At 44.1% G+C, this 23,828-nt stretch carries 18 protein-coding genes, 1 pseudogene and 1 other annotated feature; of the genes and pseudogenes, 18 read left to right on the top strand and 1 reads right to left on the bottom strand.

Annotated features, from left to right (window positions below; genetic code table 11):
• Positions 1–26: 26 nt before the first annotated feature.
• The 6 genes from EKM67_RS03130 (at position 27) to pgsA (ending at position 7,472) form a co-directional block, all read left to right on the top strand.
• Positions 27–2,600, top strand: a complete 2,574-nt coding sequence (locus tag EKM67_RS03130; protein WP_125577213.1) for a DNA translocase FtsK — start codon at positions 27–29, stop codon at positions 2,598–2,600.
• Between the two features lie 12 nt (positions 2,601–2,612).
• On the top strand, positions 2,613–3,863 hold the full coding sequence (locus tag EKM67_RS03125; RefSeq protein ID WP_125577211.1) for a M16 family metallopeptidase: 1,251 nt from the start codon (positions 2,613–2,615) through the stop codon (positions 3,861–3,863).
• On the top strand, positions 3,860–5,140 hold the full coding sequence (yfmH, locus tag EKM67_RS03120; RefSeq protein ID WP_125577209.1) for an EF-P 5-aminopentanol modification-associated protein YfmH: 1,281 nt from the start codon (positions 3,860–3,862) through the stop codon (positions 5,138–5,140). Before EKM67_RS03125 ends, yfmH begins: the two co-directional genes overlap by 4 nt.
• Positions 5,127–5,864, top strand: a complete 738-nt coding sequence (gene ymfI, locus EKM67_RS03115; RefSeq protein ID WP_125577207.1) for an elongation factor P 5-aminopentanone reductase — start codon at positions 5,127–5,129, stop codon at positions 5,862–5,864. Before yfmH ends, ymfI begins: the two co-directional genes overlap by 14 nt.
• Positions 5,865–5,993: 129 nt before the next feature.
• Positions 5,994–6,869: a helix-turn-helix domain-containing protein gene (locus EKM67_RS03110; RefSeq protein ID WP_125577205.1), complete on the top strand. Its 876-nt coding sequence runs from the start codon at positions 5,994–5,996 to the stop codon at positions 6,867–6,869.
• Positions 6,870–6,887: 18 nt separating this feature from the next.
• Positions 6,888–7,472: a CDP-diacylglycerol--glycerol-3-phosphate 3-phosphatidyltransferase gene (gene pgsA, locus EKM67_RS03105; protein ID WP_125577203.1), complete on the top strand. Its 585-nt coding sequence runs from the start codon at positions 6,888–6,890 to the stop codon at positions 7,470–7,472.
• 255 nt (positions 7,473–7,727) lie between these two features.
• Here the strand turns inward: pgsA and EKM67_RS03100 are convergent, their stop codons facing one another.
• On the bottom strand, positions 7,728–8,192 hold the full coding sequence (locus EKM67_RS03100; protein ID WP_125577201.1) for a GAF domain-containing protein: 465 nt from the start codon (positions 8,190–8,192) through the stop codon (positions 7,728–7,730).
• Between the two features lie 453 nt (positions 8,193–8,645).
• Here EKM67_RS03100 and ezrA point away from each other — a divergent pair, with 453 nt between their 5' ends.
• The 12 genes and pseudogenes from ezrA to minD form a co-directional block, all read left to right on the top strand.
• Positions 8,646–10,388: a septation ring formation regulator EzrA gene (ezrA, locus tag EKM67_RS03095; RefSeq protein ID WP_164506543.1), complete on the top strand. Its 1,743-nt coding sequence runs from the start codon at positions 8,646–8,648 to the stop codon at positions 10,386–10,388.
• 360 nt (positions 10,389–10,748) lie between these two features.
• Positions 10,749–11,900, top strand: coding sequence for a cysteine desulfurase family protein (locus EKM67_RS03090; protein ID WP_125577197.1), 1,152 nt, complete (start codon positions 10,749–10,751; stop codon positions 11,898–11,900).
• Positions 11,901–11,992: 92 nt separating this feature from the next.
• A complete protein-coding gene (gene thiI, locus EKM67_RS03085) occupies positions 11,993–13,210 on the top strand; it encodes a tRNA uracil 4-sulfurtransferase ThiI (RefSeq protein WP_125577195.1) in 1,218 nt (405 codons plus the stop codon).
• Positions 13,211–13,358: 148 nt separating this feature from the next.
• A complete protein-coding gene (locus tag EKM67_RS03080; RefSeq protein ID WP_125577193.1) occupies positions 13,359–13,991 on the top strand; it encodes a redox-sensing transcriptional repressor Rex in 633 nt (210 codons plus the stop codon).
• Between the two features lie 53 nt (positions 13,992–14,044).
• Positions 14,045–14,265 (top strand) — a binding site (T-box leader).
• 157 nt (positions 14,266–14,422) lie between these two features.
• Positions 14,423–17,068 (top strand): valine--tRNA ligase, encoded by a 2,646-nt coding sequence (locus EKM67_RS03075; RefSeq protein WP_125577191.1) that lies wholly within the window; start codon positions 14,423–14,425, stop codon positions 17,066–17,068.
• A gap of 19 nt (positions 17,069–17,087) precedes the next feature.
• Positions 17,088–18,392, top strand: a complete 1,305-nt coding sequence (locus EKM67_RS03070) for a bifunctional folylpolyglutamate synthase/dihydrofolate synthase (RefSeq protein ID WP_125577189.1) — start codon at positions 17,088–17,090, stop codon at positions 18,390–18,392.
• A gap of 52 nt (positions 18,393–18,444) precedes the next feature.
• Positions 18,445–19,119 (top strand): RadC family protein, encoded by a 675-nt coding sequence (gene radC / locus EKM67_RS03065; RefSeq protein ID WP_125577187.1) that lies wholly within the window; start codon positions 18,445–18,447, stop codon positions 19,117–19,119.
• A 200-nt stretch (positions 19,120–19,319) separates the two neighbouring features.
• The gene (locus EKM67_RS03060; RefSeq protein WP_125577185.1) at positions 19,320–20,321 is read left to right on the top strand and encodes a rod shape-determining protein; all 1,002 of its coding nucleotides are present in this window, start codon (positions 19,320–19,322) and stop codon (positions 20,319–20,321) included.
• Positions 20,322–20,371: 50 nt separating this feature from the next.
• Positions 20,372–21,232 (top strand): rod shape-determining protein MreC, encoded by an 861-nt coding sequence (gene mreC / locus EKM67_RS03055; RefSeq protein ID WP_125577183.1) that lies wholly within the window; start codon positions 20,372–20,374, stop codon positions 21,230–21,232.
• A gap of 1 nt (position 21,233) precedes the next feature.
• Entirely contained in the window at positions 21,234–21,767 is a 534-nt protein-coding gene (gene mreD / locus EKM67_RS03050) for a rod shape-determining protein MreD (protein WP_125577181.1), read from the top strand.
• A gap of 8 nt (positions 21,768–21,775) precedes the next feature.
• A complete protein-coding gene (locus EKM67_RS03045; protein WP_125577179.1) occupies positions 21,776–22,441 on the top strand; it encodes a septum site-determining protein MinC in 666 nt (221 codons plus the stop codon).
• Positions 22,441–23,199 (top strand): annotated as a pseudogene (gene minD, locus EKM67_RS03040) (septum site-determining protein MinD); the annotation flags it as partial. The gene EKM67_RS03045 and the pseudogene minD, both read left to right, overlap by 1 nt.
• Between the last annotated feature and the right edge of the window lie 629 nt (positions 23,200–23,828).

Here is a 23,828-nt window from a genome sequence, read left to right as displayed (position 1 = left end):
TCAATGAATGAAAGGTGAGTTGTTAAATGGCAAAAGCCAAAAAAAAACGTCGTAAAACGACAAATTCTAAACGACGTCGACAAAAAAATAAAAATACTTATCAACTCAACATTGTTGGCCTCGTCTTTGCGTTGATCGCAATTCTGGCTATTTTTCGGTGGGGTTATTTAGGTAACCTCTTCGCCAATCTATTTCGGGTTTTCGTTGGCGATACTGATTTAATTGCCGCGACGATTTTCGGGATGGTCGGTCTTTATTTGCTCGTGTTAGGGCATTGGCCGAATGATCTACCGTTCCGCCGACTCGCAGGGATGATCGTCGTTTATTTAAGCACGCTATTATTGAATACTGAAATCTTTTTTAATCACCTTAATATTCACAGCCAGTTTGCACAGATTTTGTGGACGTTGTTGAAGGCAGACTTCAAGCGAGGTCGTGTCACTGAGTCCGTTGCCGGTGGGATGACGGGTGGCTATTTGTATAGTGCCACTTATTTTTTGCTCAGTAACTGGGGGACAATTTTAATTTCTGTTCTGGGAATCATTATTGGTCTGTTAATGTTTACGATGTTGCCATTACGCGATATCTTGGCGTTTCTACAACGCGGCATTGCTAAGATCAAGACTGGTGTTATTAGCCTGGCACAAAAAACCAAGACATTGCGTCCACGTTTCTTCGATGAACCTGATGCTGAATCAGAAATGAAAGACCAACCCGCAATGCCGGCAAAAGATGATTCTTTCTCAGTCAGTGGTGTTGATCAAGGTAATAAGAGTCAGAACTCTGTCGATACAGTGATGCACGACGCTAATTTAGCAGCGACTGCTAAAGGCGCTGCACCTGTGACGACGACATCTGCGAAGCCGACGCCTACCCAAGCTAAATCGATCGATTTTGGTTCAGAGACAGACGAAGGCTTGCCGCAACCACACGACGGTTTTGATGTTCATTTTTCACCAACCGGCGCGGCAATTACAGACCAAGCGAATCCAACGAAAAAGGTCGCTGACGTACCAGCGACGACTTCGACATCATCGCCTGCTCAGCAACCCAACGTTGATAAACCGGATGCTGATGAGAAACCTAATCAGCCTGCTGAACCAGCGCATGAAGATTATGCCAATTATCAATTACCAACCTCAGACTTGTTGAGTGTGATCCCACCTACTGATCAAAGTGGGGAAGTGTCGTTGATTCAGAAGAACCGGGCAACTTTGGAGCAAACTTTCAAGAGTTTCGGTGTCGATGTTAAAGTGATCCACGCCGACTTAGGCCCGACCGTAACGAAGTATGAAGTTAAACCTGGCCTCGGTGTTAAAGTTAATAAAATTGTCAACTTGGCCGATGATTTGGCCTTGGCCTTGGCAGCTAAAGATATTCGTATCGAAGCACCAATTCCGGGTAAACCTTACGTTGGGATCGAAGTGCCTAACCGAACAGTCGCAACCGTTTCGTTCCGAGAAGTCATTGAAAAACAACCGATGCACCCAGGCAAGATTCTCGAAGTGCCACTTGGGAAATCCGTCACGGGTGAAGTGGTGACCGCCGATTTAGCTAAGATGCCGCATTTACTGATTGCCGGATCAACTGGTAGTGGTAAATCGGTCATGATCAACGTGATCATCACCAGCATCTTGATGCATGCCCGGCCGAACGAAGTTAAGTTAATGCTGATCGATCCGAAAATGGTTGAGCTTTCGGTCTATAACGATATTCCCCACTTATTATTGCCAGTTGTGACCAATCCGAAAAAAGCAGCGAATGCTTTGAATAAGGCGGTCAGCGAAATGGAAGATCGTTATCAACGTTTCGAAGCCGCAAGTGTGCGTGACATTGGCGAATATAATGCCAAGGTCCGCGAAAACAATTCCGATAAAAACAATGCGATGATGGCAGAAATGCCATACATGATCGTGGTGATCGACGAGTTAGCCGATTTGATGATGGCTGCTGGCAATGAAGTCGAAACCTCGATCGTCCGTTTGGCGCAAAAGGCCCGGGCCGCAGGTGTTCATTTGATCATTGCGACTCAGCGTCCATCTGTGGATGTTATTACTGGTCTGATCAAGGCCAATATTCCATCAAGAATTGCCTTTGCCGTTTCGAGTGGGATCGATTCCCGGACGATTTTGGACATGAATGGTGCCGAGAAATTGCTTGGGCGTGGTGACATGATGTTTTCACCGGTCGGTTTATCTAAACCGGTTCGAATTCAAGGTGCGTATATTTCTGGTACTGATGTCGAAAAAATTATCGATTTTGTCAAGGATCAGCAGACCGCCGATTACGATGAAGATTTAATCGCGCACGTTAATGATGTGTCACAAGATGATCAGCAGCAAGAACATGACGAACATTTCCAAGAGGCCGTTGAATGCGTCATCCAAGAGAAAAAGGCCAGCACTTCTATGATTCAGCGTCGTTTCCGCATCGGCTACAATCGAGCGGCATTGATCGTTGAAGACATGGAAAAAGTTGGTGTCGTGGGACCGCCCGAAGGTAGTAAAGGGCGCCAAGTTCTCTGGGGCACTGAAAATTATCAACAGTATTTTAATCCGAGCGCGTCTGCACCGGATCAAGGACAAGATTATCTTTCTTAATGAGGGTTGACTGTGAAAACAACGATAACAACAGGGGTTGAAGCGACAATTAGTCGTGCTAGCAAGTTCCGGACGAATATGTTGACTTGTCATTTTGTCGGGCCGATAGATGCTGCGTCCAACACCGAGATGACACTTTTGACTTGGATGTTGGCACATGGTTGTCAGAAATATCCGCAGAGCGATGAACTCAGTCTCGTCTTGGCACAACTATACGGCGCCAATCTACAAGTTTATCATCAGAATTATGGACGTTGGCGCGATTTGGTCGTGGAGATCAGCTTCGTCGATCCGCAAACCGATGGTAAAATTGGGGAACGTTGCTTAGATTTGATCAAACAAATTATTTTTGAGCCGCTTATTGGAGCGGCTCATTTTGGTATCCAGACTTATCAATCTGAATATCAGGCGTTGAAAACAGAATTACTAGATTTACAAACAGATCATGATTTTCAGACCTACGCATTGACGAAGGACGCTTTTTTTGATGAAACTGAACTGAAGACGCCACGAATCGGTAACTTAGCTGAATTAGCAGTGATTAATTATGATCGATTAGTGGAACTGTATCAGCGGATCCTGCAACACTGGCAAATCGAATTAGTTGATTACGGGCAAAACTTACCAGCGGATGCACAGCTTAGTGACTGGTCATTCGCACCTAGACAAGTTCAGCTGCCTGAGCCACAATTGACTAATTTCGGTGTGACGCAAACACAAACAGTCACACAAGAAGTGGTCGGCGAACAAACTCATCTGAGTTTAGCGTACAGTTTGCCAGATTTAGCGAGTCAACAAGCACGCGATGTTTTGAGATTGTGGGTGGCAATTCTCGGTGGCGATGAACAGTCACTATTGTTCCGACAAGTTCGCGAGCAAAGTGGTCTGGCCTATGACATCGGCGCTAATTATGATTCGTTTCTAGGCTGGTTAGTGATCGAGGCTGGCGTGGATCGTCAACAAACACAAGCTGCCCAGGCAGATATCGCCTTGGTACTCCAAACGGCAACAGAAAAAATCGATCCAGAATTATTGGCGTTGGAAAAAGAAAACTTGATCAATGAACAGTTACAAGCACTAGATCAGCCGCGAACGCGTTCCATGGAATTATTTGCCGACGCCTTATTTCCTGAGCGTCAGCGTGATCAGGCCGACTTTGCCCGCGCTATTCGCGCTATCACCGCAGAACAGGTGATGCAGATTGCGGGTCAGTGTCACTTGAAAGTTGTGACCGAACTTTTGAATCAAGAGGATAAAAAATGACAAAAAAATTTCAACTGGCTAATGGTCTCGATGTGGAATTGATCGACAAGCCTGGATTTGTGAAACAGTTTGGGATCGTGATGGTCGATATTGGTGGGATCGACCAAGCCTATCAACGTTTGGTCGATGATCAGTGGCAAACCGTACAAGTGCCAGCAGGAACGGCGCATTTTATTGAGCACCAACTTTTCAATAAGGCGACTGGCGACATTAGTCAACGTTTCGCGCGGAATCATGCCGATACCAATGCATTTACGAGCCCGTCAAAAACCGGCTATTTTTTCAGCAGCACGACTCAGTTAACGACCAATCTCGATTTGTTGGCCGAACTTGTGAGTGCGCCGTATTTTCAGCCTGATAGCGTTGAAAAAGAGCGGGCGATCATTACGCAAGAATTAAATTTATATCAAGATCAACCAGATTATCGGCTTGAAAACAATTTATTGCAGGCACTCTATGGCGTGGATGCGCCGATGGCAGTCGATATTGCCGGAACACCAGCATCACTGCGTAACATCGATGCGGAAACGTTATTAACCACACACGCCGCTTTCTACCAGCCCATCAATATGAAATTGGTTGTGGTTGCTGATTTTTCAAAAAGTGATCTATCCGATTATTGGCGCGCGACTAAGAATCCTTGGAACAACTTACCGACTGATCCGCACGTGCGGTTTTTACCAGCCAGTCAACCCGTTGCAAATACGGCGATTGCGCACCGAACGGAAACCGATGACCAGATTCAAGTTGACAAAATGGCATTTGGTTGGCGCGGACAACAAATCAGTAATTTGACCGAGGTAATCACGCTGCAAATTGATTTAGAATTAGTGTTGACCACTTTGTTTGGCGAAACCGCGAAACTCTATCGACAATGGCGCAACAGTGGACTGATCAACGATAGTTTTCAATTTCAAACCACGGTCGAACGCGGAAATAATCATTTGATTTTCACGGCCAACACACCTGAGCCTGAAACCTTGCGTGCTAAAATAACGACCGTCTTAACGCAACTATCGATGGCGGATCTGCAAAACTTTGAGATCGTTCGGCAAGAAATGTTGGGCAATCTCATCTTTAGTGAAGATGACGTGGATGGCATTGGGCAAGAAAGTGTGGAGTTGGCGTTCTACGACTGGCCATTGTCTAAATTCAAGCAACAATTACAACAACGTCAGGCCTCAGAAAGTCTGGCCAATGTGCAACAATTTTTGCAACAGGGAACGGAAGCAAGTTATGTCATGTTAAGGAGTGAAAAAAGCGATGACGGCATTTAAACGAGCCATTGTCTTCGGTGCGTCTGGCAATATTGGTCAGGCAACTTGTCAACAATTGGCGGCAGATGGCTGGTCGTTGGTGATGCAGTATTTTCATCACGAGGACGTTGTTTCGGCTGGTTTATCAGAACTGAGTCAGAAATATCCACGGCAAGAATTTCAAACCTTGCAAATGGACTTTTGTCAACCTGATCAAGATTTCCAAAAGCTATTATTGGACTGCGGTGATTATCAGGCGCTGGTTTTCGCGCAAGGAACGACGACTTACCGGTTGTTTGCCGAAACGACGGCTCAAGATACCCTCAATTTATTTCAGCTTCACTTGCTGACGCCGATGAGCCTGATCAAGGCCGCCCAAGCGCACTTGCAGCATCATGAACACGCGCGAATCGTTTTGATCGGTTCGATTTATGGTGGCGTGGGCAGCGCGATGGAAGTGGCTTACAGTTCTGTCAAAGGCGCGCAGTCTAGTTTTGTCAACGCCTACGCACGCGAAGTGGCGGCAAATGGCCTAACGGTTAACGTGATCGCCCCTGGCGCAGTTGATACGCAAATGAACGCCGAATTTTCTGAAAGTGATCTAGACGACTTGAAGGCGGAAATTCCCGTCGGACGTTTGGCACATCCAGAAGAAATCGCAATTTGGGTAGCCCATTTGTTGGCGCCTTCTGCCGATTATTTAACGGGTCAGACCCTTTATGTTGATGGCGGCTGGCTGAAGTAGTTAAATTAAAGTAATAGGTTATCGCTGGAAAAAATTTCAGAAAGTCGGCCAATAATAAGATAATCTTAATTGGTCGGCCAACTGGGTTATGATATAATGATTACGATAATAGTTGGTGGTGAATTTTAAATGGACAATGTAGGTAAGAGATTACGGAGTGCTCGAATTGAGAAAGGGTACACCTTAGATGATCTTCAACAAATAACTAAAATACAGAAACGCTATCTGATTGCGATCGAGGAAGGCAATTTTGATCAACTTCCCGGTGACTTTTATGTGCGTGCATTTATTAAACAGTATGCTGAAACCGTTGGGTTAGACAGTGCCGATCTGCTGGATGAGTATCATGATATTATTCCTGAAACTCAGCCCACAGATTATGCTGAAAATTCAATTGAAAATAAAACGCGTGCTTTACATGAAGACAATCATTCTATTGGTGGTTGGTTTCGTGACAATCTGGGCAAGATCATCATTGGTTTAGTCGCTTTGATCGTGATCGCCAGTTTATATTTTTATGCGGTTCGCGTGGCTAGTCAGCCGAAGACACAAATTCCGGATGAAAGTTCACAGGTCGTTTCGTCGAAATCATCTAGTAGCTCATCAAGTCAGAAATCTTCTTCCAAGAAGTCTAGTTCGAAGAGCTCGAAAAGTTCTTCTAAGAAGTCTAGCCTGGCGATTTCACAGGATGATAGCAGCACCAATACTTTCACGATCAAACATTTGCCTGCAAGTGATAGCAAATTGACCTTGAATGCAACCGGCCGTGTCTGGGTGATGGTCACTTTAACTGGTGGAACTGGTGATAGTTGGCAGAGTACGTTGTCTTCTGGTGAGTCACATGACGTGGCGTTGAGTTCCGATGTCACTTCGATCAAGGTACAAACTGGTAATGCACCAGAGATCAGTCTGAAGATCAACAATAAAGACGTCTCGTTGCGAAGTTCAACCTCTGTCGTACAGACATACACGTTTAATATCGAATCTTCTAGCGATTCTGAATAATTGGGTGGTTATTAAGCAATGAATTTACCGAATAAGTTAACCGTTTTTCGAATGATTTTGATTCCTGTTTTCATTTTGTTACTCGCGGTTGAGTGGCAGTGGGGACAAGTTACAATTGGTGGCGCCGATATTCCTGTGCCTCAGTTGATCGCTGCAATTGTCTTCATCGTGGCATCGTTAACAGACTTGCTGGATGGTAAAATTGCCCGGAAGGATCATTTGGTGACTAATTTTGGTAAGTTTGCCGATCCATTAGCAGATAAAATGTTAGTCATGACGGCCTTTATTTTTCTCGTCAGCCTAGGCAAAGCACCGGCTTGGGTCGTTGCAATCATTGTCTGTCGTGAATTAGCTGTGACCGGATTGCGCCTGCTGATCGTTGAACAGGATGGTCAAGTCATGGCCGCCGCAATGCCAGGCAAGATCAAGACGACGACGCAAATGTTGTCGATCGTATTCTTATTGCTCAACGATGTTTTCTTCACGGCAATCTCAATACCGATCGGGTCGATCTTGTTATACATTTGCCTGTTCTTCACGATATACTCCGGCGTCGATTACTTTGTCAAGGGTCGCGACGTGTTCAAGGATACGAATAATTAATGAAAAAAAGCCGTTGCAGATTAACGGCTTTTTTTGTGCAAACAGTGATCAAAATAAGGGTGCGTTAATTAAAACGGGATCAAAAAAGTCGGCCGATTTCAGGCCGACTTTTTAACGTATCAACAGCAAAAAATGAATTCTTGCAAATAAATAAAAACAGCTATCGATTTGGCGAAATGGATTTGCTGAAACGGATTGGGGATAGTCGATTTGGCAAAATCGGCGATCCTGCAGGTGGCTCATTACTTTAGGCAATCAGTTCGCAATCATCGTGGCGATTTTTGTGGCTAATTGTTCTAAAATGGCTTGGTCGGTTGCCGAAAAACGGGCGAGTTTCGGTGAATCGAGATCTAAAACGCCAAGTCGTTGGTCACCAATGGTCAGCGGAATCACCAGCTCTGAATTTGTTGCGGCGTCGCAGGCGATATGCCCGGAGAATTCATGCACGTTCGTAACTCGCACGGACTGTTGTTGCGCGTATGCTGTTCCACAAACACCGGTTGCAGAGGCAATATTTGAACAAGCAATTTTTCCTTGGAAGGGGCCGAGTTCAAGCTGTTGATGTGCCTCGTTCCACAAATAGAAGCCCGCCCAATTCAAGTCGGGCACCAGCTGATTGATCAACGCACTACTGTTGGCGAGAATCGCGACCGAATTATCGGTTTGGTATTCTGGGTCAGCAAAGATGGCATCAAATTGTTGCAAAATTAAGTCGTCCATAATGATCTCCTTGATCAAATAATTTGTTTTATCATACCACAATGTTTATAAAAGCGTGTTGACTCGCAGCTTAAATGCGCTCAAGATCACTGTCAGTTCCGCTTAACTTAACTAATGCCAAAATTTAAAAGCAAATTTAGGCATTAGTTAGAGTTAATGCTCACTGCCAACCCGTGATCTTTCGCAGTATAATCGCGCTTCGAAAGATTGAAAGCACTGTCTAAATGACAATAACTTAAATCTTAAAACCAAGATTTTAGTTATTGCCGATTTAGTCATTGCTTTCAACCCATCTTTCTCCGCAGCTTGTTAAATTAACCTTAAATAATTTATATTTTCCCGTTGTTCGTCTTGGACTGTTGCGTAAATCTGCTATAATTCTAACTAACAGATGTTTTATTACATTACTTTGAAAGCAGTTGCAAGTATTTTGTTTGTAGGGGTGTACTTATTGTGCAAAGTTGGATTTTTATTATTTTAGGGATTTTGATCATCGTGCTTGCTGCAGCGCTTTATGCTGCGGTGCGACGGAGTCAAAATGAGAAGAAAATCAATAAACTGAACGAAGATTTCGAAGCGATGACGAGCCAGCCGATTTACAAGACCATCGAGCAATTGGATGCGATGAATTTGACTGGTGAAAGTCATAAAAGCTTGGAAAAATGGCGTGGGGCTTATTATGATTTGATCAATAACAAGTTTGGTAAACTTTACCAAAATATGTTTGATGCCGAAAAAGCAAACCAAAATTTTAAGATTTTTTCATCAGACAAGTTGATCACGACTTCAGAACAGCAGTTGAAAGAAACGCAGTCTGACAGTCAAGATGTGATCGATTCATTGGATCAGTTGGTCAAGAGTAGCGAGCAGAATAAGATTCAAGGCGAGAAACTTTCCGAGCAATATCGTGAGATGCGCAAGGAAGTTTTGACCAAGTCGTTTGATTATGGTGATTCTGTTGACGAATTCGAGGATCGTTTGAGCGATGTTGACAAGCAATTCGAGACGGTTCGCAAATTAACGAGTGCCGGCGATCATTTGGAAGCCAAGCAAGTTTTGGCTGACATCGCGAAGAAGCTCAACATTTTGTCGGACGTTTTGAAACGGATTCCACCTCGTTATCATGAATTGATCACCGAATTTCCAGATCAATTATCTGAGATTAAGACCTTTTTTGAAAAAATGCGGACTGAGCATTATAGCTTTGCTGATCCTGGAATCCTGGAGAGCATCGCGTTAGTTCACAACAAGATCGCGGTGACGTTGACAGCTTTGGGCAAGCTTGAGTTACAAGTTGTTGAGCAGAATAATAAGAGTATTGTCAAATCCATAGATGAACTCTATGATCGTTTGCAAAACGAATTGGACGCTAAGAAGAAAGTCGCCAAGATTCAAAAAGAGGCCGCCGAATATCTCAATCATTCTAGCGTGCAGGTCACTAATTTGATCATGTCATTGGATCATTTGAATCAAAGCTATGTATTAACTCATAATGAATTAGAAGATGCTCGGCAAATGCAATCCGAAATTGCCGACATGCAAAAAGAATTTGACCGTAAAGTTCAAGATATTGCCGATCACCAAGCCATTTATACCGAAACGTTTGATAGCTTTGAAGCGATTGCCAAGCGTTTGGGCGAGTTAGAACAGAAACAATATCAGATCAATGATAGCGTGTCTGGTCTATTCGAAGGTGAAAAGGTTGCTAAACAAGGTGTTACTCAATTTGAAATCGACTTGAAGAATATTCAACGCGATGTTGAGCAAGCACATTTGCCTGGCTTACCGAAAGATTTCACCGATTATTTCGCAATGGTTCGTGAAGAAGTCGCCAAATTGGATGATAATCTAAATCAGGTTCAGATCAATATTGAAGATATCACGAAACAATTGATCATGACCCAAGAAGATCTGAATACGTTGACGCAAAAAGCCAAGGATATGAAAGATGCGGCTGTGTTGACTGAACAAGCCTTGCAGTATGCGAATCGATATACTTATGGCAATGAAACTTTGGCCGGCGCGGCTGCCGAATCTAAGCGGATCTACAGTCAAGAATTCAATTATCAAGTTTCGCTGGATACCATTGCAACAGCGTTAGATCAAATCGAACCCGGTTCATTCAAGCGGATCGAAGCTTCGTATTACAATGCGGATTCCGATTTGGATGCCGCACCAGAAGCCCCAATGGAATAAAAATGAATCGCGTTTCAAAATAATCTTGTCGAATTCGATAAGGTTATTTTTTTCTTTCTTCAATCGCTCCAAAGACTGTCTCGATTTACAGCGAACAAACAACAAGAATCGTGGTACAATGTATTAAAAGTTTTTCAGAAAATTATTTTTCACCTGGCAGTCAAGAATTTGCAACACGCGCGGGACACATCAGTTGATTTTGTGGGTCTATTCGTTGATAATATTCAGGTTGTTTTGATTTATCAATTTTATCAACGGGGTTATTTAATTCCGGAGTCAATTTGTAACTTTCATATTATTTCAGCATGATTTGTGGTTGATTTTCTCAGCGACAATTTACTTTTAAAAGGAGTCTTACTTTTGATTTATTTCGACAACAGCGCCACGACTAAAATTGATCCAACCGTTTTACAGACTTATCAAACAGTGTCCAATGATTTTTGGGGGAATCCTTCTAGTCTGCATAATTTAGGCGATCGAGCGTTGCAGATGTTACAGTCTGCGCGCCAACAAGTTGCTGAAATCGTGGGTTGCCAGTCAGACGAAATTTATTTCACCAGTGGTGGCACAGAAGGTGATAATTGGGTCATTAAGGGAACGGCGATTGCGAAGCGTGAGTTCGGCCGGCATATCATTGTTTCCAGTATCGAGCATCCTGCGGTCATCAATTCTGCTCGTCAACTCGAAAAACTCGGTTGGGACGTAACTTATTTACCAGTGACTAAAGCCGGTTTTGTTACGCCAGAGTCTGTCGCAGCCGCAATTCGCCCGGACACGGTTTTAGTTTCGGTGATGGCGGTTAATAACGAAATTGGTTCAATTCAACCCATTGAAGAAATCGCCAAGATTCTGGAAGAATATCCAACGATTCATTTCCATGTGGATGCGGTCCAAAGTGTTGGTAAAAGTTTATGGTCGCATGTTTTGCCTGAGCGAGTCGATTTTGCGACGTTCTCAGCACATAAGTTTCACGGACCACGCGGGGTTGGTTTTATCTATGCAAAACGCGGTCGTCAACTGGAAACATTGATCACGGGCGGTGGTCAGGAACAGAATCATCGTAGCGGCACTGAGAATACGCCGGCAATCGCGGCCATGAGCAAAGCGCTGCGGTTAGCGACAACCGATGAAGCCCAAAAGGCGGCTCACGAATTAGCACTCAAACAAAAATTGGTTGATTTTCTGAGCACACTACCAGATATCACGATTTTTTCACCGCTCAATGCCAATTTTGCGCCGCATATTCTTTGCTTTGCCATCGCTGGTGTTCGCGGTGAGACGACGGTTCACGCCCTGGAGGCGGAAGATATTTACTTGTCGACGACCAGTGCTTGTTCCTCACGTTCTGGTGATGAGTCCAGCACTTTAAAAGCCATGCAAGTTCCGGAAAAGTTGGCCACTAGTGCGGTTCGAATCAGCTTGGACGACGCCAATACTGACGCAGAAGTTGACCAGTTTATCCAAGTGTTCCCGAAAGTTTATCAGCGGTTTCAACATATGAATCGTCGCTGAGCGCATTGTTTTCGATTAAGTGTTAAACTGAAACGTATTTTTATTGTCGGAATATTGACGGTCGCCACAATCAGGTTAAGGAGTAATTATTGATGAAGTATACAGAAATAACGGTTCGTTACGGCGAACTGTCAACTAAGGGTAAGAATCGCCGTGAATTTATCGGCCGCTTGAACGGAAATGTCACGAAGGCCTTGGCTGCTTTTCCTGACCTGCACATTTATCCCAAACGCGATCGGATGCACATTTCTTTGAACGGCACGGATTCAGATGCCGTGATCGCGAAATTATCACAGGTTTTCGGCATTCAAAACTTTTCGCCAAGTATCAAAATTGAAAAAGATATTGAACAAATGAAAACGACTGCGCTGCAAATGTTACAAGAACAAGTACCTGAAGCCAAGACGTTTAAAATCGACACCCGTCGTTCAGATCATGATTTCGAATTAGATACGAATCAGATCAACTTGTTATTAGGTGACGCCGTCTATGATAATATTCCTGAATTAACCGCCAAAATGAAACATCCTGACGTGACATTACGGGTCGAAGTGCGGCGTGATGCCATTTATTTATCAAGCAGAACGATCAAGGGCGCGGGTGGTTTACCAGTTGGGACTGCCGGAAAAGCAATGCTGATGTTATCTGGTGGAATCGACTCGCCAGTTGCGGGTTATTTAGCGATGAAGCGCGGTGTTGAAATCGAAATGGTTCATTTCTTCAGCCCACCATATACTTCCGAGCGTGCACTCGCTAAGGCCAAGCAATTGACGGCTAAATTAGCGCCATATGTTGGGACAATCAAGTTTATTGAAGTACCATTCACGGAAATTCAAGAAGAAGTCAAGCGAATCGTTCCCGAAGGCTATTTGATGACCGTTCAACGCCGGTTCATGTTACGATTGGCGGTCAAATTGGCCGAGCAACGTAAGGGCTTAGCGATTTTTAACGGTGAATCTGTTGGTCAAGTGGCTTCACAAACGCTTGAGAGCATGGTTGCTATCAACGACGTCACCAATATGCCGATCATTCGTCCAGTTGCCACGATGGACAAGACCGAGATCATTTCGATTGCCGAAAAAATCGACACGTTTGATTTATCGATTATGCCATTTGAAGACTGCTGCACGATTTTTGCCCCACCACGTCCTAAGACAAAGCCGAATTTGGAGAAGTCACGTTTCTATGAATCGATGTTTGATGGCGAGGCTTTAATGGCACGCTCATTGGCTGGCGTTAAAGTTACAGAAATTCATAGCCATGACGAATTCTTGGCAACGGATCAAATCGACATTCAATCTGTTCTCTAAATGTTTTGTTAGCCAATTAACAGTATCTCAGGCTTTTCGTCCAAAAAATACGAAACAATTTTAAATTAGCACGCGTCTACTTGCAGACGGCGTGCTTTTTTGTTATGCTGTAAATGTGATTTGATTAACAAAAATGAGGTAAATTGCGATGACACCGCAAAATAAAAAGATTCCGCGCATGAGTTTGGAACGCTTACCGATTTATTATCGAACCCTTTGTAATCTTGCCGATGATGGTTATCAACGGATCAAGTCCGCCCAACTTGGCAAAATTATACAGATCGAACCCACGACGATCCGCCGAGATTTTTCCTATTTCGGCGATCTTGGCAAAAGTGGTTATGGCTATGATATCGGTCATTTGATCGAGATTTTTGGCATGATCTTAGAAGTTAATGAAACCCAGGGACTGGCGTTGATCGGCGTCGGTAATTTAGGCCGAGCATTATTGATCAACAACTTCCGCCGTAACCCTAATTTAGAAATTATTACTGCCTACGATGCGGATCCTGCAATCATTGGTGAAACGATTAACGATGTTATCATTCAGCCGTTGGCAGACTTACAAGCAGATTTATCAACTAAGCAGATCAAGGGTGTGATCTCAACGGTCCCTAGCCACGCACTGCAGCTGGTGGTAGATTATCTGGTTGAGTGTGGCATCACGTCTATTCTCAGTTTCGCTCCGGAACCGGTTAACGTTCCAGAGAGTGTGCATGTTCGTTATCTTGATCTAACGACTGAAGTTCAGAACTTATTGTTGCTGGCAGAGCTGGGATAAGTTAGCGTGATCGAGACCACTTGACGGATATCCGTTTCTGGATTAACATAACGTTAATAACATTGAGCAAGAGGAATTGATCGATCGTTTCGCAGAGAGAAAACAGAGAGTGCAAAGTTTTCAAACGAGAATCAATGAGTAGCTTGTGAGTTGCGATTGTGGACTGAAGTCATTGTCGCCGGTTTATGCCGTTATCATGTCGAGTTGGAAATTTATTTGTGTGTCTTGCAAATAATTTCAATTTAGGTGGTACCGCGAGTTAATCGTCCTATAGTTTATAGGGCGTTTTTTTGTGGCTTGTTATGGGTGGTCGCGGTGAATTCGAATTAACGTCTCATTCGGTTTGTAGCATTAGTTCTGTGGGGTTAAAGACCCCGGGTTGAGTGCGTTAAAGATGTTGTTATGGCGAAATTAATTAGGGAGTGGTTCTGATGAGCAAAGAAGAAATGGCACCAAAATATGATCCACAGGCTGTCGAAGATGGTCAATATCAAACTTGGCTCAATGAGGATCTTTTTAAACCAAGTGGCGACAAAAAAGCAAAGCCGTATTCGATCGTGATTCCACCACCAAACGTGACTGGTAAGTTACATCTTGGTCATGCTTGGGATACGACGTTGCAAGACATGATCATTCGTCAGAAACGGATGCAAGGTTATGATGTGCTGTGGCTGCCAGGCATGGATCACGCCGGTATTGCCACGCAGGCTAAAGTCGAGGCGAAATTGCGTGAGCAGGGGATCGATCGCCATCAAATCGGTCGTGAGAAATTTGTGGAGCAAGTTTGGGCTTGGAAAGACGAATATGCGGCAACGATCAAGGCACAATGGGCGAAAATGGGCTTGTCGTTGGATTATAGTCGCGAACGTTTCACGCTTGATGATGGTCTCTCGAAAGCCGTTCGAAAAGTTTTCGTTGAGCTTTATCAAGAAGGCCTGATTTATCGTGGAGAATATATTATTAACTGGGATCCACAATTACAAACGGCGCTGTCTGACATTGAAGTCCTTCATCAAGATGACGAGGGTGGCTTTTATCATGTGCGTTATCCATTAGCTGACGGTTCTGGTGACATTGAGATCGCCACAACGCGTCCGGAAACAATGCTTGGTGATTCTGCCATTGCCGTTCATCCGGGCGATCCACGTTATGCCGATATGGTCGGTAAGATGGTTAAGCTGCCATTGACTGATCGGGAAATTCCGATTATTGAAGATCATTACGTTGATATTGATTTCGGAACTGGTGCTGTCAAAATTACACCAGCACATGACCCTAATGACTTTGAAGTTGGTAATCGTCATGATCTCGAACGGATCAATATCATGAATGATGATGGCACGATGAGCGAGAAGGCTGGCAAGTACGTCGGCATGGACCGTTTTGAGGCTCGTAAGGCGGTTGTGGACGATTTAAAGACACAGGGTTACTTATTACGCGTCGAAAAAATTGTGCATAGTGTGGGCCATTCTGAGCGCTCCGGCGTCCAAGTTGAACCACGTCTCTCGACACAATGGTTTGTTAAAATGAAACCATTGGCAGAATTAGCTTTGAAGAATCAGGAAACAGATCAGAAAGTTAATTTTGTACCTGACCGCTTCGAAAAGACCTTCACACAATGGATGGAGAATGCCCATGATTGGGTCATTTCACGGCAGTTGTGGTGGGGTCATCGGATTCCTGCTTGGTATCAAAATGAAACGGGCGAAATTTATGTCGGCATGGATGCACCTGAAGATGTTGAAAACTGGCATCAAGAAACAGACGTGCTAGATACGTGGTTCTCGAGTGCCTTGTGGCCATTTTCAACGATGGGTTGGCCAGATACGGATGCCGAAGATTTCAAACGTTATTTCCCAACCGACACCTTAGTTACCGGTTACGATATTATCTTCTTCTGGGTTTCGCGGATGATTTTCCAAAGTTTGAAATTCACTGGCAAGCGACCATTCAAAAATGTTGTGATTCACGGTCTGATTCGCGACGAACAAGGCCGTAAGATGAGCAAGTCGCTGGGCAACGGGATCGATCCAATGGATGTCATTGCGAAATACGGTGCGGATGCACTTCGCTGGTTCTTATCCACGGGTTCGACACCGGGACAAGATACGCGCTTCAGTTACGATAAAATGGATTCCGCTTGGAACTTTATTAATAAAATTTGGAATGCTAGTCGTTTCGTAATCATGAATCTCGGCGATGTTCAAGCAACGGATCAAGTGCCTGCGCGTGAACACCTCGATTTGTCCGATCGTTGGATCTTGAGTCGTCTTAACGAAACCATCACAGACGTTTTGCGTTTGAATGAGACGTTTGAATTTGGTGAGTCCGGTCGCGTACTATACAACTTTATTTGGAACGATTTCTGTGATTGGTATATTGAAATGAGCAAGGCGGTGCTCAACGGTGACGACGAAATTGCTAAGACGCACAAACGTGAGAATTTATTATACGTTCTCGATCAGATTTTACGTTTGATGCATCCAGTTATGCCATTCGTGACTGAAAAAATTTGGTTGTCGATGCCACATATTGGTCGTTCGTTGACGGTTGCGCGTTACCCAGAATATAACGCTGATTTTGCCGATGAAGATGCGCAGACACAAATGGCTGCGTTGATCGAAGCCATTCGCGGCGTTCGCAATATCCGTTCACAAGCCAATGCCCCAATTTCGAAACCAGTCGAAGTTTTGATCCGCACTAATTCAGTAACGATCGAAACGACCTTGAATCAAAATCTGGAATTCTTGGAACGCTTTTTGAATCCAACGGCATTGGTGATCGGTCCTGAAGTCAAGGCACCGAAGCTCGCCATGTCAGCAGTTACGCCCGATGCAGAAATTTATGTACCGCTCGCAGAATTGATCGACCTTGACGAAGAAATCGCACGTCTACAGCAAGAAATCAAGCGACTCAATGATGAAGTCACACGCATCGATCGCAAATTAGGAAACGAAAAATTTGTTGCCAAGGCTCCCGCGGAGGTTGTAGAGGAACAACGGACGAAACGCGCCGATTATCTCAAACAACAAGCTTCAGTTCAGCAACGTTTAGAACAATTACAAGCTAATAAATAGCTGTGAACGAGGTGTTGCCATGTTTACAACAGTTGAACAAGCGATAACTTATATCCATCAACGACCAAAATTTCATCGTGAAAATAAATTGACGATGATGCAGAGTGCCCTAAAATTATTCGATGATCCCCAATTAAAATTTCCGTCGATCCATGTGACCGGCACAAACGGGAAGGGATCAGTCAGCCATTTGACCAGTGAATTATTGGTTGCGCATGGCTATCATGTTGGTCTATTCACGTCGCCATATATTTTGCGGTTCAACGAGCGAATCGAATTGGACAACCAACAAATATCAGACGCGGATTTACTCGCAGTCACTAATCAAGTTGTCGCGAAATTAGATCAATCAGAATTAAGACTGACTGAGTTTGAATTAGTCACGGTTTTGATGTTCGTTTATTTTGCGGAGCAGCAGATTGATGTCGGTGTGATCGAAGTGGGCATCGGCGGCGAACATGATCGCACTAACGTCATTCAAGCTGAAGTCGGTGTGATCGCCTCGATCGGGATGGATCATCAGGACATTATTGGCCCCACGTTGGCAGATATTGCTCGTGAAAAGGCTGGAATCATCAAACCGCATCAACTGACGATTCTAGGTCAAATCCCCGCAGACGTTGCCCCAATTGTTTCTGAAAAAATTGCGGCGGAAAATGCGCATGGCATTTGGTTTGATCAGGAACTGCAGCTACCGAAAATTAAATTTACAGCAGGTATGGTCAAGTTTGATTTGAACGTCACAACGGCAGGGGATCATTTATTAATTCAACGTTTGCAAATGCCTGCATTTGCGCTATGGCAGGTGTGGGATGCGAGTCTGGCAATTGTTGCTGCCATTGCTTTTATGCGCAAGCACCTGATGAAGCCCTCGATTCCGACCGTCCGTAAAATCCTGATGAATTTTCACGTGGTTGGTCGAATGGAACTGATCAATCAAGAACCGACAATTTTATTGGATGGTGCGCATAATCCGGCGGCTTTTCGCGAGTTAATTGCTGGTGTGAGACGGTCTTTTCCAGGACAACAGGTATTTCTGACCATTGGAATGATGGCCGACAAGGATATTAAAGGCGTCGCTGAATTACTACGTCGTGCGAAATGGCAAGTCACATGGACGAATATTGCCAACAACCCGCGTGCTGCCACTGAAGACGAACTGAAGGAACGACTTGGTTCTGACCTTAGCTTCGTTGAAACTTGGCAAGATGCTCTGCAGACCGCGCTACAAGCAGGCGGTGGTGAAGGCGTCTACTTATTTGCCGGCTCATTTTATTTGATCACTGATGTGCGTCACTTTTTATTAGCAGATGAAGATAATTAAATAAAATAAATTGATCACTCTTTCGTATTTAACTATGAAAGGGTGATTTTTTATGGAACAAATCTTACAACCAATGAAAGACTTACCGCGCGAAGTGGCGTTTAAATATGGAATTGGCGCAGCATCAGACCAAGAACTATTGCAAATTATTCTCAGAACAGGGACTGCAACTCAACCGCTCGCCGAAGTTGCCGCCTCATTACTGCGTGAGTACGAAAATTTGGCGTTTTTATCTTTGGCGTCAATTGACGAATTAAGGACGTTTGCCGGGATCGGTTCGATCAAGGCAGTGGAAATGCAGGCGGCGTTTGAATTAGGCAAACGCGCCCAACAACAGAGCCAATTGCGACAAGGTGCGATCGTTTCCTCAAGCATGATCGGTTTACGCATGCAAGAACAGTTGCAAGGCTGCCATCAAGAAAAGTTGATCGTGATCTATTTGGATACCAAAAATCAGATCATCCAACAGAAAACGATTTTTGTAGGTGGCTTGAACAGCTCAGTGGCTCATCCAAGAGAGATTTTCCACTATGCAGTATTGTTGGCCGCCGCGAGATTGATCGTGGTGCATAATCATCCCAGCGGCAAAACGACACCGTCACAAAATGACATCCAATTTTCTAAACGGTTAGTCAAATGCGGTGAGGTCATGGGGATCGAGTGTCTGGATCACTTGATCATTGGTGCGGGTCAGTATTTATCGTTGCGCGAAGAAGATTTGATTTAAATTTGAAAGTTAACGTGTTCTTTTTTCTGGTTGGAAAGAGTCACTGAAAAAGATATGGATCTGCTTTTTTGGAAACGCGTCTAGAATGAAATCCAAGCACATGATTAATTCTAAAGATTTGATTGTGATGACTTTTTAACACTTTGTGGGTATGTTATAATTTGACTTAGCATGATTTTGACATTTAAGGAGAAAATATCTTGTTTGGATTCGGCGCAAAAAACATTGGAATAGATTTAGGAACTGCAAATACACTAGTTTACATTGAGGGCAAGGGGATCGTTTTGAACGAACCTTCTGTCGTTGCGAAGAATGTGAAGACTGGTGAAATTGTTGCGGTTGGAGCTGAAGCACGCGATATGATCGGCCGAACTCCAGCAGATATTAGCGCAATTCGTCCTATGAAAGACGGCGTGATCGCTGATTATGACACCACAGCAGCAATGATGAAATATTTCATTAAGAAAACGATTGGTTCAGGCAAACCATACGTGATGGTTTGTGTGCCAAGTGGCGTGACCGAAGTTGAGAAGCGCGCGGTGATCGATGCAACTCGTGTTGCTGGTGCTCGCGAAGCTTACGTCATCGAAGAACCATTTGCGGCAGCAATTGGTGCTGGCCTACCGATCATGGAGCCAACAGGCAGTATGGTCGTTGATATCGGTGGTGGCACAACAGATGTTGCTACGATTTCGCTGGGTGGGATCGTGTCGTCGCGCTCGATTCGCATGGCCGGCGATAAGATCGATGAAGCTGTTGCTGCTTATATCCGCCAACACTTTAATTTATTGATCGGTGAACGGACCGCTGAGGATGTTAAGATCCAGATCGGTTCCGCATCAGTTAGCGATGCTGCAGAGTTAGACAATATGACTGTGCGTGGCCGCGATTTGATCTCTGGTTTACCGAAGACGATCGAAGTTTCGGCAACCGATATTGCAAAGGCGATTCAAGAAATTGTCGAGGCAATCATTGGTGCCATTACAGAAACGCTTGAAGAGACGCCACCTGAAATTTCAGCCGATGTTATCGACCACGGGATCGTTTTGACCGGTGGTGGTGCATTATTGAAGCACTTAGCTGAAGTCGTTTCTGAAGCGACTAAAGTTCCTGTCTTCGTAGCACAAGACCCGCTTGACTGCGTAGCAATTGGGACTGGAGAGTCATTGAAGAATATCGAAGTCATGAAGCGGAAACATTAAGATCTGAAAATGCGGGGTGAGCCCGCTTTTTTGATTTACTGGAGGATCTAATGAATAAGTTTTTTTCCAACAAAAAATTAATTATTGTGATGGTCACGCTCATTGCGGTTTTTGGAATGATCTCTGCATCGATCAGTTTGCGCGACAATCGGCAGTCTCCTGAGATCGTTCAGCGCTTCGGCAACGATGCGTTTGGAATAGTTGGGCAAATTATTACGACACCGATCAGTGCGGTGCGTTCGGTCACCACCAATGTTCACGATCTTTTCAATGCCTATGATGAAAATAAAGCATTGAAGACAGAACTGGAAACGATTGCTGAAACCAAAGCAGAAAATCAAACCTTAACGAACGAGAATAAAGATTTAAAAAAACAATTGAAACTTAATGAAACACTAACTGACTATACTCAGATCACGGCTGCCGTTATGAGCCGTTCGCCTGTGAATTGGCAGAATTATTTAGTGATCAATCGAGGCTCTTCTGCTGGTGTTAAGAAAAATATGCCGGTCATGTCTGGCTCGGGTTTGATCGGTCGGATCATTGAAGTAAACAAGACCAATTCTAAAGTTGAGTTGGTTTCGAGCAATAATAATTCGAGCAACCGTTTTGCTGCCGAAATCAGCACTTCAGCTGAAACGCCAGTCAGTGGGTTGATCACCGATTTCGATAATAAAACCGCAACCTTAGTGATGAGCCATCTGGTCACCGCCGATAAGGTCAAGAAGGGCCAGCAAGTAATCACTTCTGGTCTCGGTGGCTTGACACCACGAGGTTTACTGATTGGAACCGTCGCACAAGTCAAAAAAGATAACTACGGCTTAGCCAGCACTATCTATGTTAAACCGGCTGCCAATCTCAATAATTTTTCTGTGGTTACAGTGATCAGCCGCTCGATCGAGGATAATTAACATGGAAGACATATTACATCGTCGTTGGATCATGCTGATTTTGCTTGTCCTTGGGTTTTTCTTAGATGGCAGTTTGAGTTTAGTTTTTTCTCAATTCTTTTTTGTTAATGATTTACAAATGGCCCCGCAGATTCTATTACTTGAAGTTGTTTTAGTCACCTTTGCAGCGCCAGATGAGCCACTGCTTTTTTGGTTCACCTTATTTTGCGGACTGTTCTATGATCTTTTCTACACAGGATTGATCGGTCAATATACATTGATCGTGCCGCTGACTTATTTATTAACGAAATACTTATTGAATTTTTTCAAAGATCGCCCCATTTATAAACTAGCAGCATTTATTATTTCAGTGTTAGTGGCACAAGTGATTCTTTATTTTCTTGCGTTATTCTTTGGGATGACTAGCGAAAATATCGGGCAATTTATTATTAATGCGTTAGCACCAACGATTTTACTCAATGTGGTGCTGTTTATTGTCTTGTACTGGCCGAGTGCCAAGTTATTAGGGTTGATGTATATCGAGCATAGGAGGTAAATAAATCGATGGCAAATGTTTCCTTACGTGGGCGTAGTGATGGTTATGAATTGGAGATTCCGGCTGAGAGTAATTTTGCAGCGAGCCTAACGGATCTCAAGAAGTTGTTGAAAAAAGTGCGTGATCAAGATAATAGTCTGCAAGAAATCACTTTTTCTGTGCGAACTGGGCGTCGTGTCTTGACTGACGAGCAGCATAAACAAATTACTGTTGCAGTGACGAGTTATGATAAGTTTCGCCTGACCGGAATTACCGCTGATGTTTTGGATCAGCCATCGGTTGTCGATTTACTGAAGGCTCAGCAGGTTTTTGTCGTTCCTCAGATCATTCGTAGTGGTCAAGAACTATTTTTTGATGGCGATGTTGTGTTACTTGGCAGTGTCCATCAAGGCGCCATGCTAAAAGCATCAAAAAATATTTATGTCGTGGGTGTTGTTGACGGCGGTGTCCTACACGCCGGCTATCCTGATCATGCCGATGCAATTATTGCCGGTGATGTGAGTCAGGCGGCACAAATTCGAATCAGTGATCTGGTTGCGATTGTGGCGGACAATCCTGATATGACTGCGCATAAGTTTGCTCACGTTAACGAGAAACACGAATTAGTGGTCGACCCTCTGAGTGATTTGAAAAAGTTAAAACCAGCACTCTATACACAAATGGAGGGCAAATAATGGGAACTGCGCTTGTGATTACTTCAGGCAAAGGCGGTGTCGGCAAAACGACGACCACTGCCAACCTCGGAGCTGCCCTGGCATTGTTAAACAAGAAAGTTTGTTTAGTCGATCTAGATTTAGGTTTGCGTAATCTCGACGCTGTTCTGGGATTGCAGAATCGAATTCTTTACACGATTGTCGACGTCATTCAGGGACGCGCCGAAGTTAAGCAGGCCTTGATCAAAGATCCTGACTTCAAGGATTTATTATATTTGTTGCCAGCTGCTCAGAATGCCGACAAAAATGTTTTGACTGCGCAATCTGTGAAGAGTGTTGTGGAAGAATTGAAGCAGGATTTTGATTTTGTCTTGTTGGACTGTCCGGCCGGCATTGAAACTGGTTTTGAGAATGCAGTTGCGGGTGCAGATGGCGCAATTTTGGTTACTAATCCAGAAAACTCGGCAGTGAGTGATGCCGATCGAATTGTGGGATTACTTGAAGCCAAGCACTTGGAATTTGGACCACGGCTAATTATCAATCGGATCCGGAAGAACTTAATGAATCGTGGCGAAACCATGAGCGTTGAGGAAATTACGGATCACTTGGCTATTCCGCTATTGGGAATCGTTTTTGATGATGATCAAGTGATCGTCACTTCTAATCGTGGAGAACTAGTCACCATGCAACCAGATAATCCAGCGGCACAAGGTTACCGTAATATCGCCCGGCGGATGTTAGGCGATACTGTGCCACTGATGTCGCTAACGGATGCACCCAACCAAGTGACTGAAAAAGATCAATCGGTTTCCGATACGACTACACTAAAAAATGACAAATCCTCTGAGGCGTCAACAGTCGACGAACCGGGAAAAACTAATGATTCTGCAGAAGAAACGGTTGAACCCGCTGAGAAAAATGGCAGTGTAGATACAAATGAAGTTGCAGTTTCCAATGCCGTAAAGACAGACGAAGAGGATCCACCGAAAAAGCGTGGATTCTGGAGTCGACTTTTTGGGCGGAAATAATTTTTTCTCATTAAGCTTGACAATCGTTCTCATAATGTATAATATTCAAGCTAATAAATATTTATTTAATAGATTGTCCCTGCGTTCACCGCTTTGCAAAGAGAAATCCTGGTTGGTGAGAAGGATAGATAAGTGGACGTGCACAACAATCTACAGACTGACGTCAGTAACTTCTTTATTTTTGATCATATTTGATCCGGTCCGCCACCGTTATCAGTTCAGTTTATACTGTATAAGCCTTTGGTCGCGAGATCATTGGAAGCTTGAGGTGGAACCGTGTTTAAGACGACTTGAATACCCTCTAGACAATTAATTATGGGTCTTTGTCAAATAGTGTTGGTGGAGATTTATGAGCGATATCTGAATTTACAGATATCGCT

The sequence above is a fragment of the Lapidilactobacillus mulanensis genome, assembly GCF_003946215.1.
GTDB classification, from domain to species: Bacteria; Bacillota; Bacilli; order Lactobacillales; family Lactobacillaceae; genus Lapidilactobacillus; species Lapidilactobacillus mulanensis.
The sequence above is the reverse complement of the archived record's forward strand: the minus strand, read 5'-3'. Positions and strand labels throughout refer to the sequence as shown.

Excerpts from the sequence above, each read along its gene's own strand:
- EKM67_RS03130 (WP_125577213.1), top strand. The coding sequence starts at position 27 with ATGGCAAAAGCCAAAAAAAAACGTCGTAAAACGACAAATTCTAAACGA.
- yfmH (WP_125577209.1), top strand. The coding sequence starts at position 3,860 with ATGACAAAAAAATTTCAACTGGCTAATGGTCTCGATGTGGAATTGATC.
- ymfI (WP_125577207.1), top strand. The coding sequence starts at position 5,127 with ATGACGGCATTTAAACGAGCCATTGTCTTCGGTGCGTCTGGCAATATT.
- EKM67_RS03110 (WP_125577205.1), top strand. The coding sequence starts at position 5,994 with ATGGACAATGTAGGTAAGAGATTACGGAGTGCTCGAATTGAGAAAGGG.
- pgsA (WP_125577203.1), top strand. The coding sequence starts at position 6,888 with ATGAATTTACCGAATAAGTTAACCGTTTTTCGAATGATTTTGATTCCT.
- EKM67_RS03100 (WP_125577201.1), bottom strand. The coding sequence starts at position 8,192 with ATGGACGACTTAATTTTGCAACAATTTGATGCCATCTTTGCTGACCCA.
- thiI (WP_125577195.1), top strand. The coding sequence starts at position 11,993 with ATGAAGTATACAGAAATAACGGTTCGTTACGGCGAACTGTCAACTAAG.
- EKM67_RS03080 (WP_125577193.1), top strand. The coding sequence starts at position 13,359 with ATGACACCGCAAAATAAAAAGATTCCGCGCATGAGTTTGGAACGCTTA.
- EKM67_RS03075 (WP_125577191.1), top strand. The coding sequence starts at position 14,423 with ATGAGCAAAGAAGAAATGGCACCAAAATATGATCCACAGGCTGTCGAA.
- EKM67_RS03070 (WP_125577189.1), top strand. The coding sequence starts at position 17,088 with ATGTTTACAACAGTTGAACAAGCGATAACTTATATCCATCAACGACCA.
- radC (WP_125577187.1), top strand. The coding sequence starts at position 18,445 with ATGGAACAAATCTTACAACCAATGAAAGACTTACCGCGCGAAGTGGCG.
- mreC (WP_125577183.1), top strand. The coding sequence starts at position 20,372 with ATGAATAAGTTTTTTTCCAACAAAAAATTAATTATTGTGATGGTCACG.
- mreD (WP_125577181.1), top strand. The coding sequence starts at position 21,234 with ATGGAAGACATATTACATCGTCGTTGGATCATGCTGATTTTGCTTGTC.
- EKM67_RS03045 (WP_125577179.1), top strand. The coding sequence starts at position 21,776 with ATGGCAAATGTTTCCTTACGTGGGCGTAGTGATGGTTATGAATTGGAG.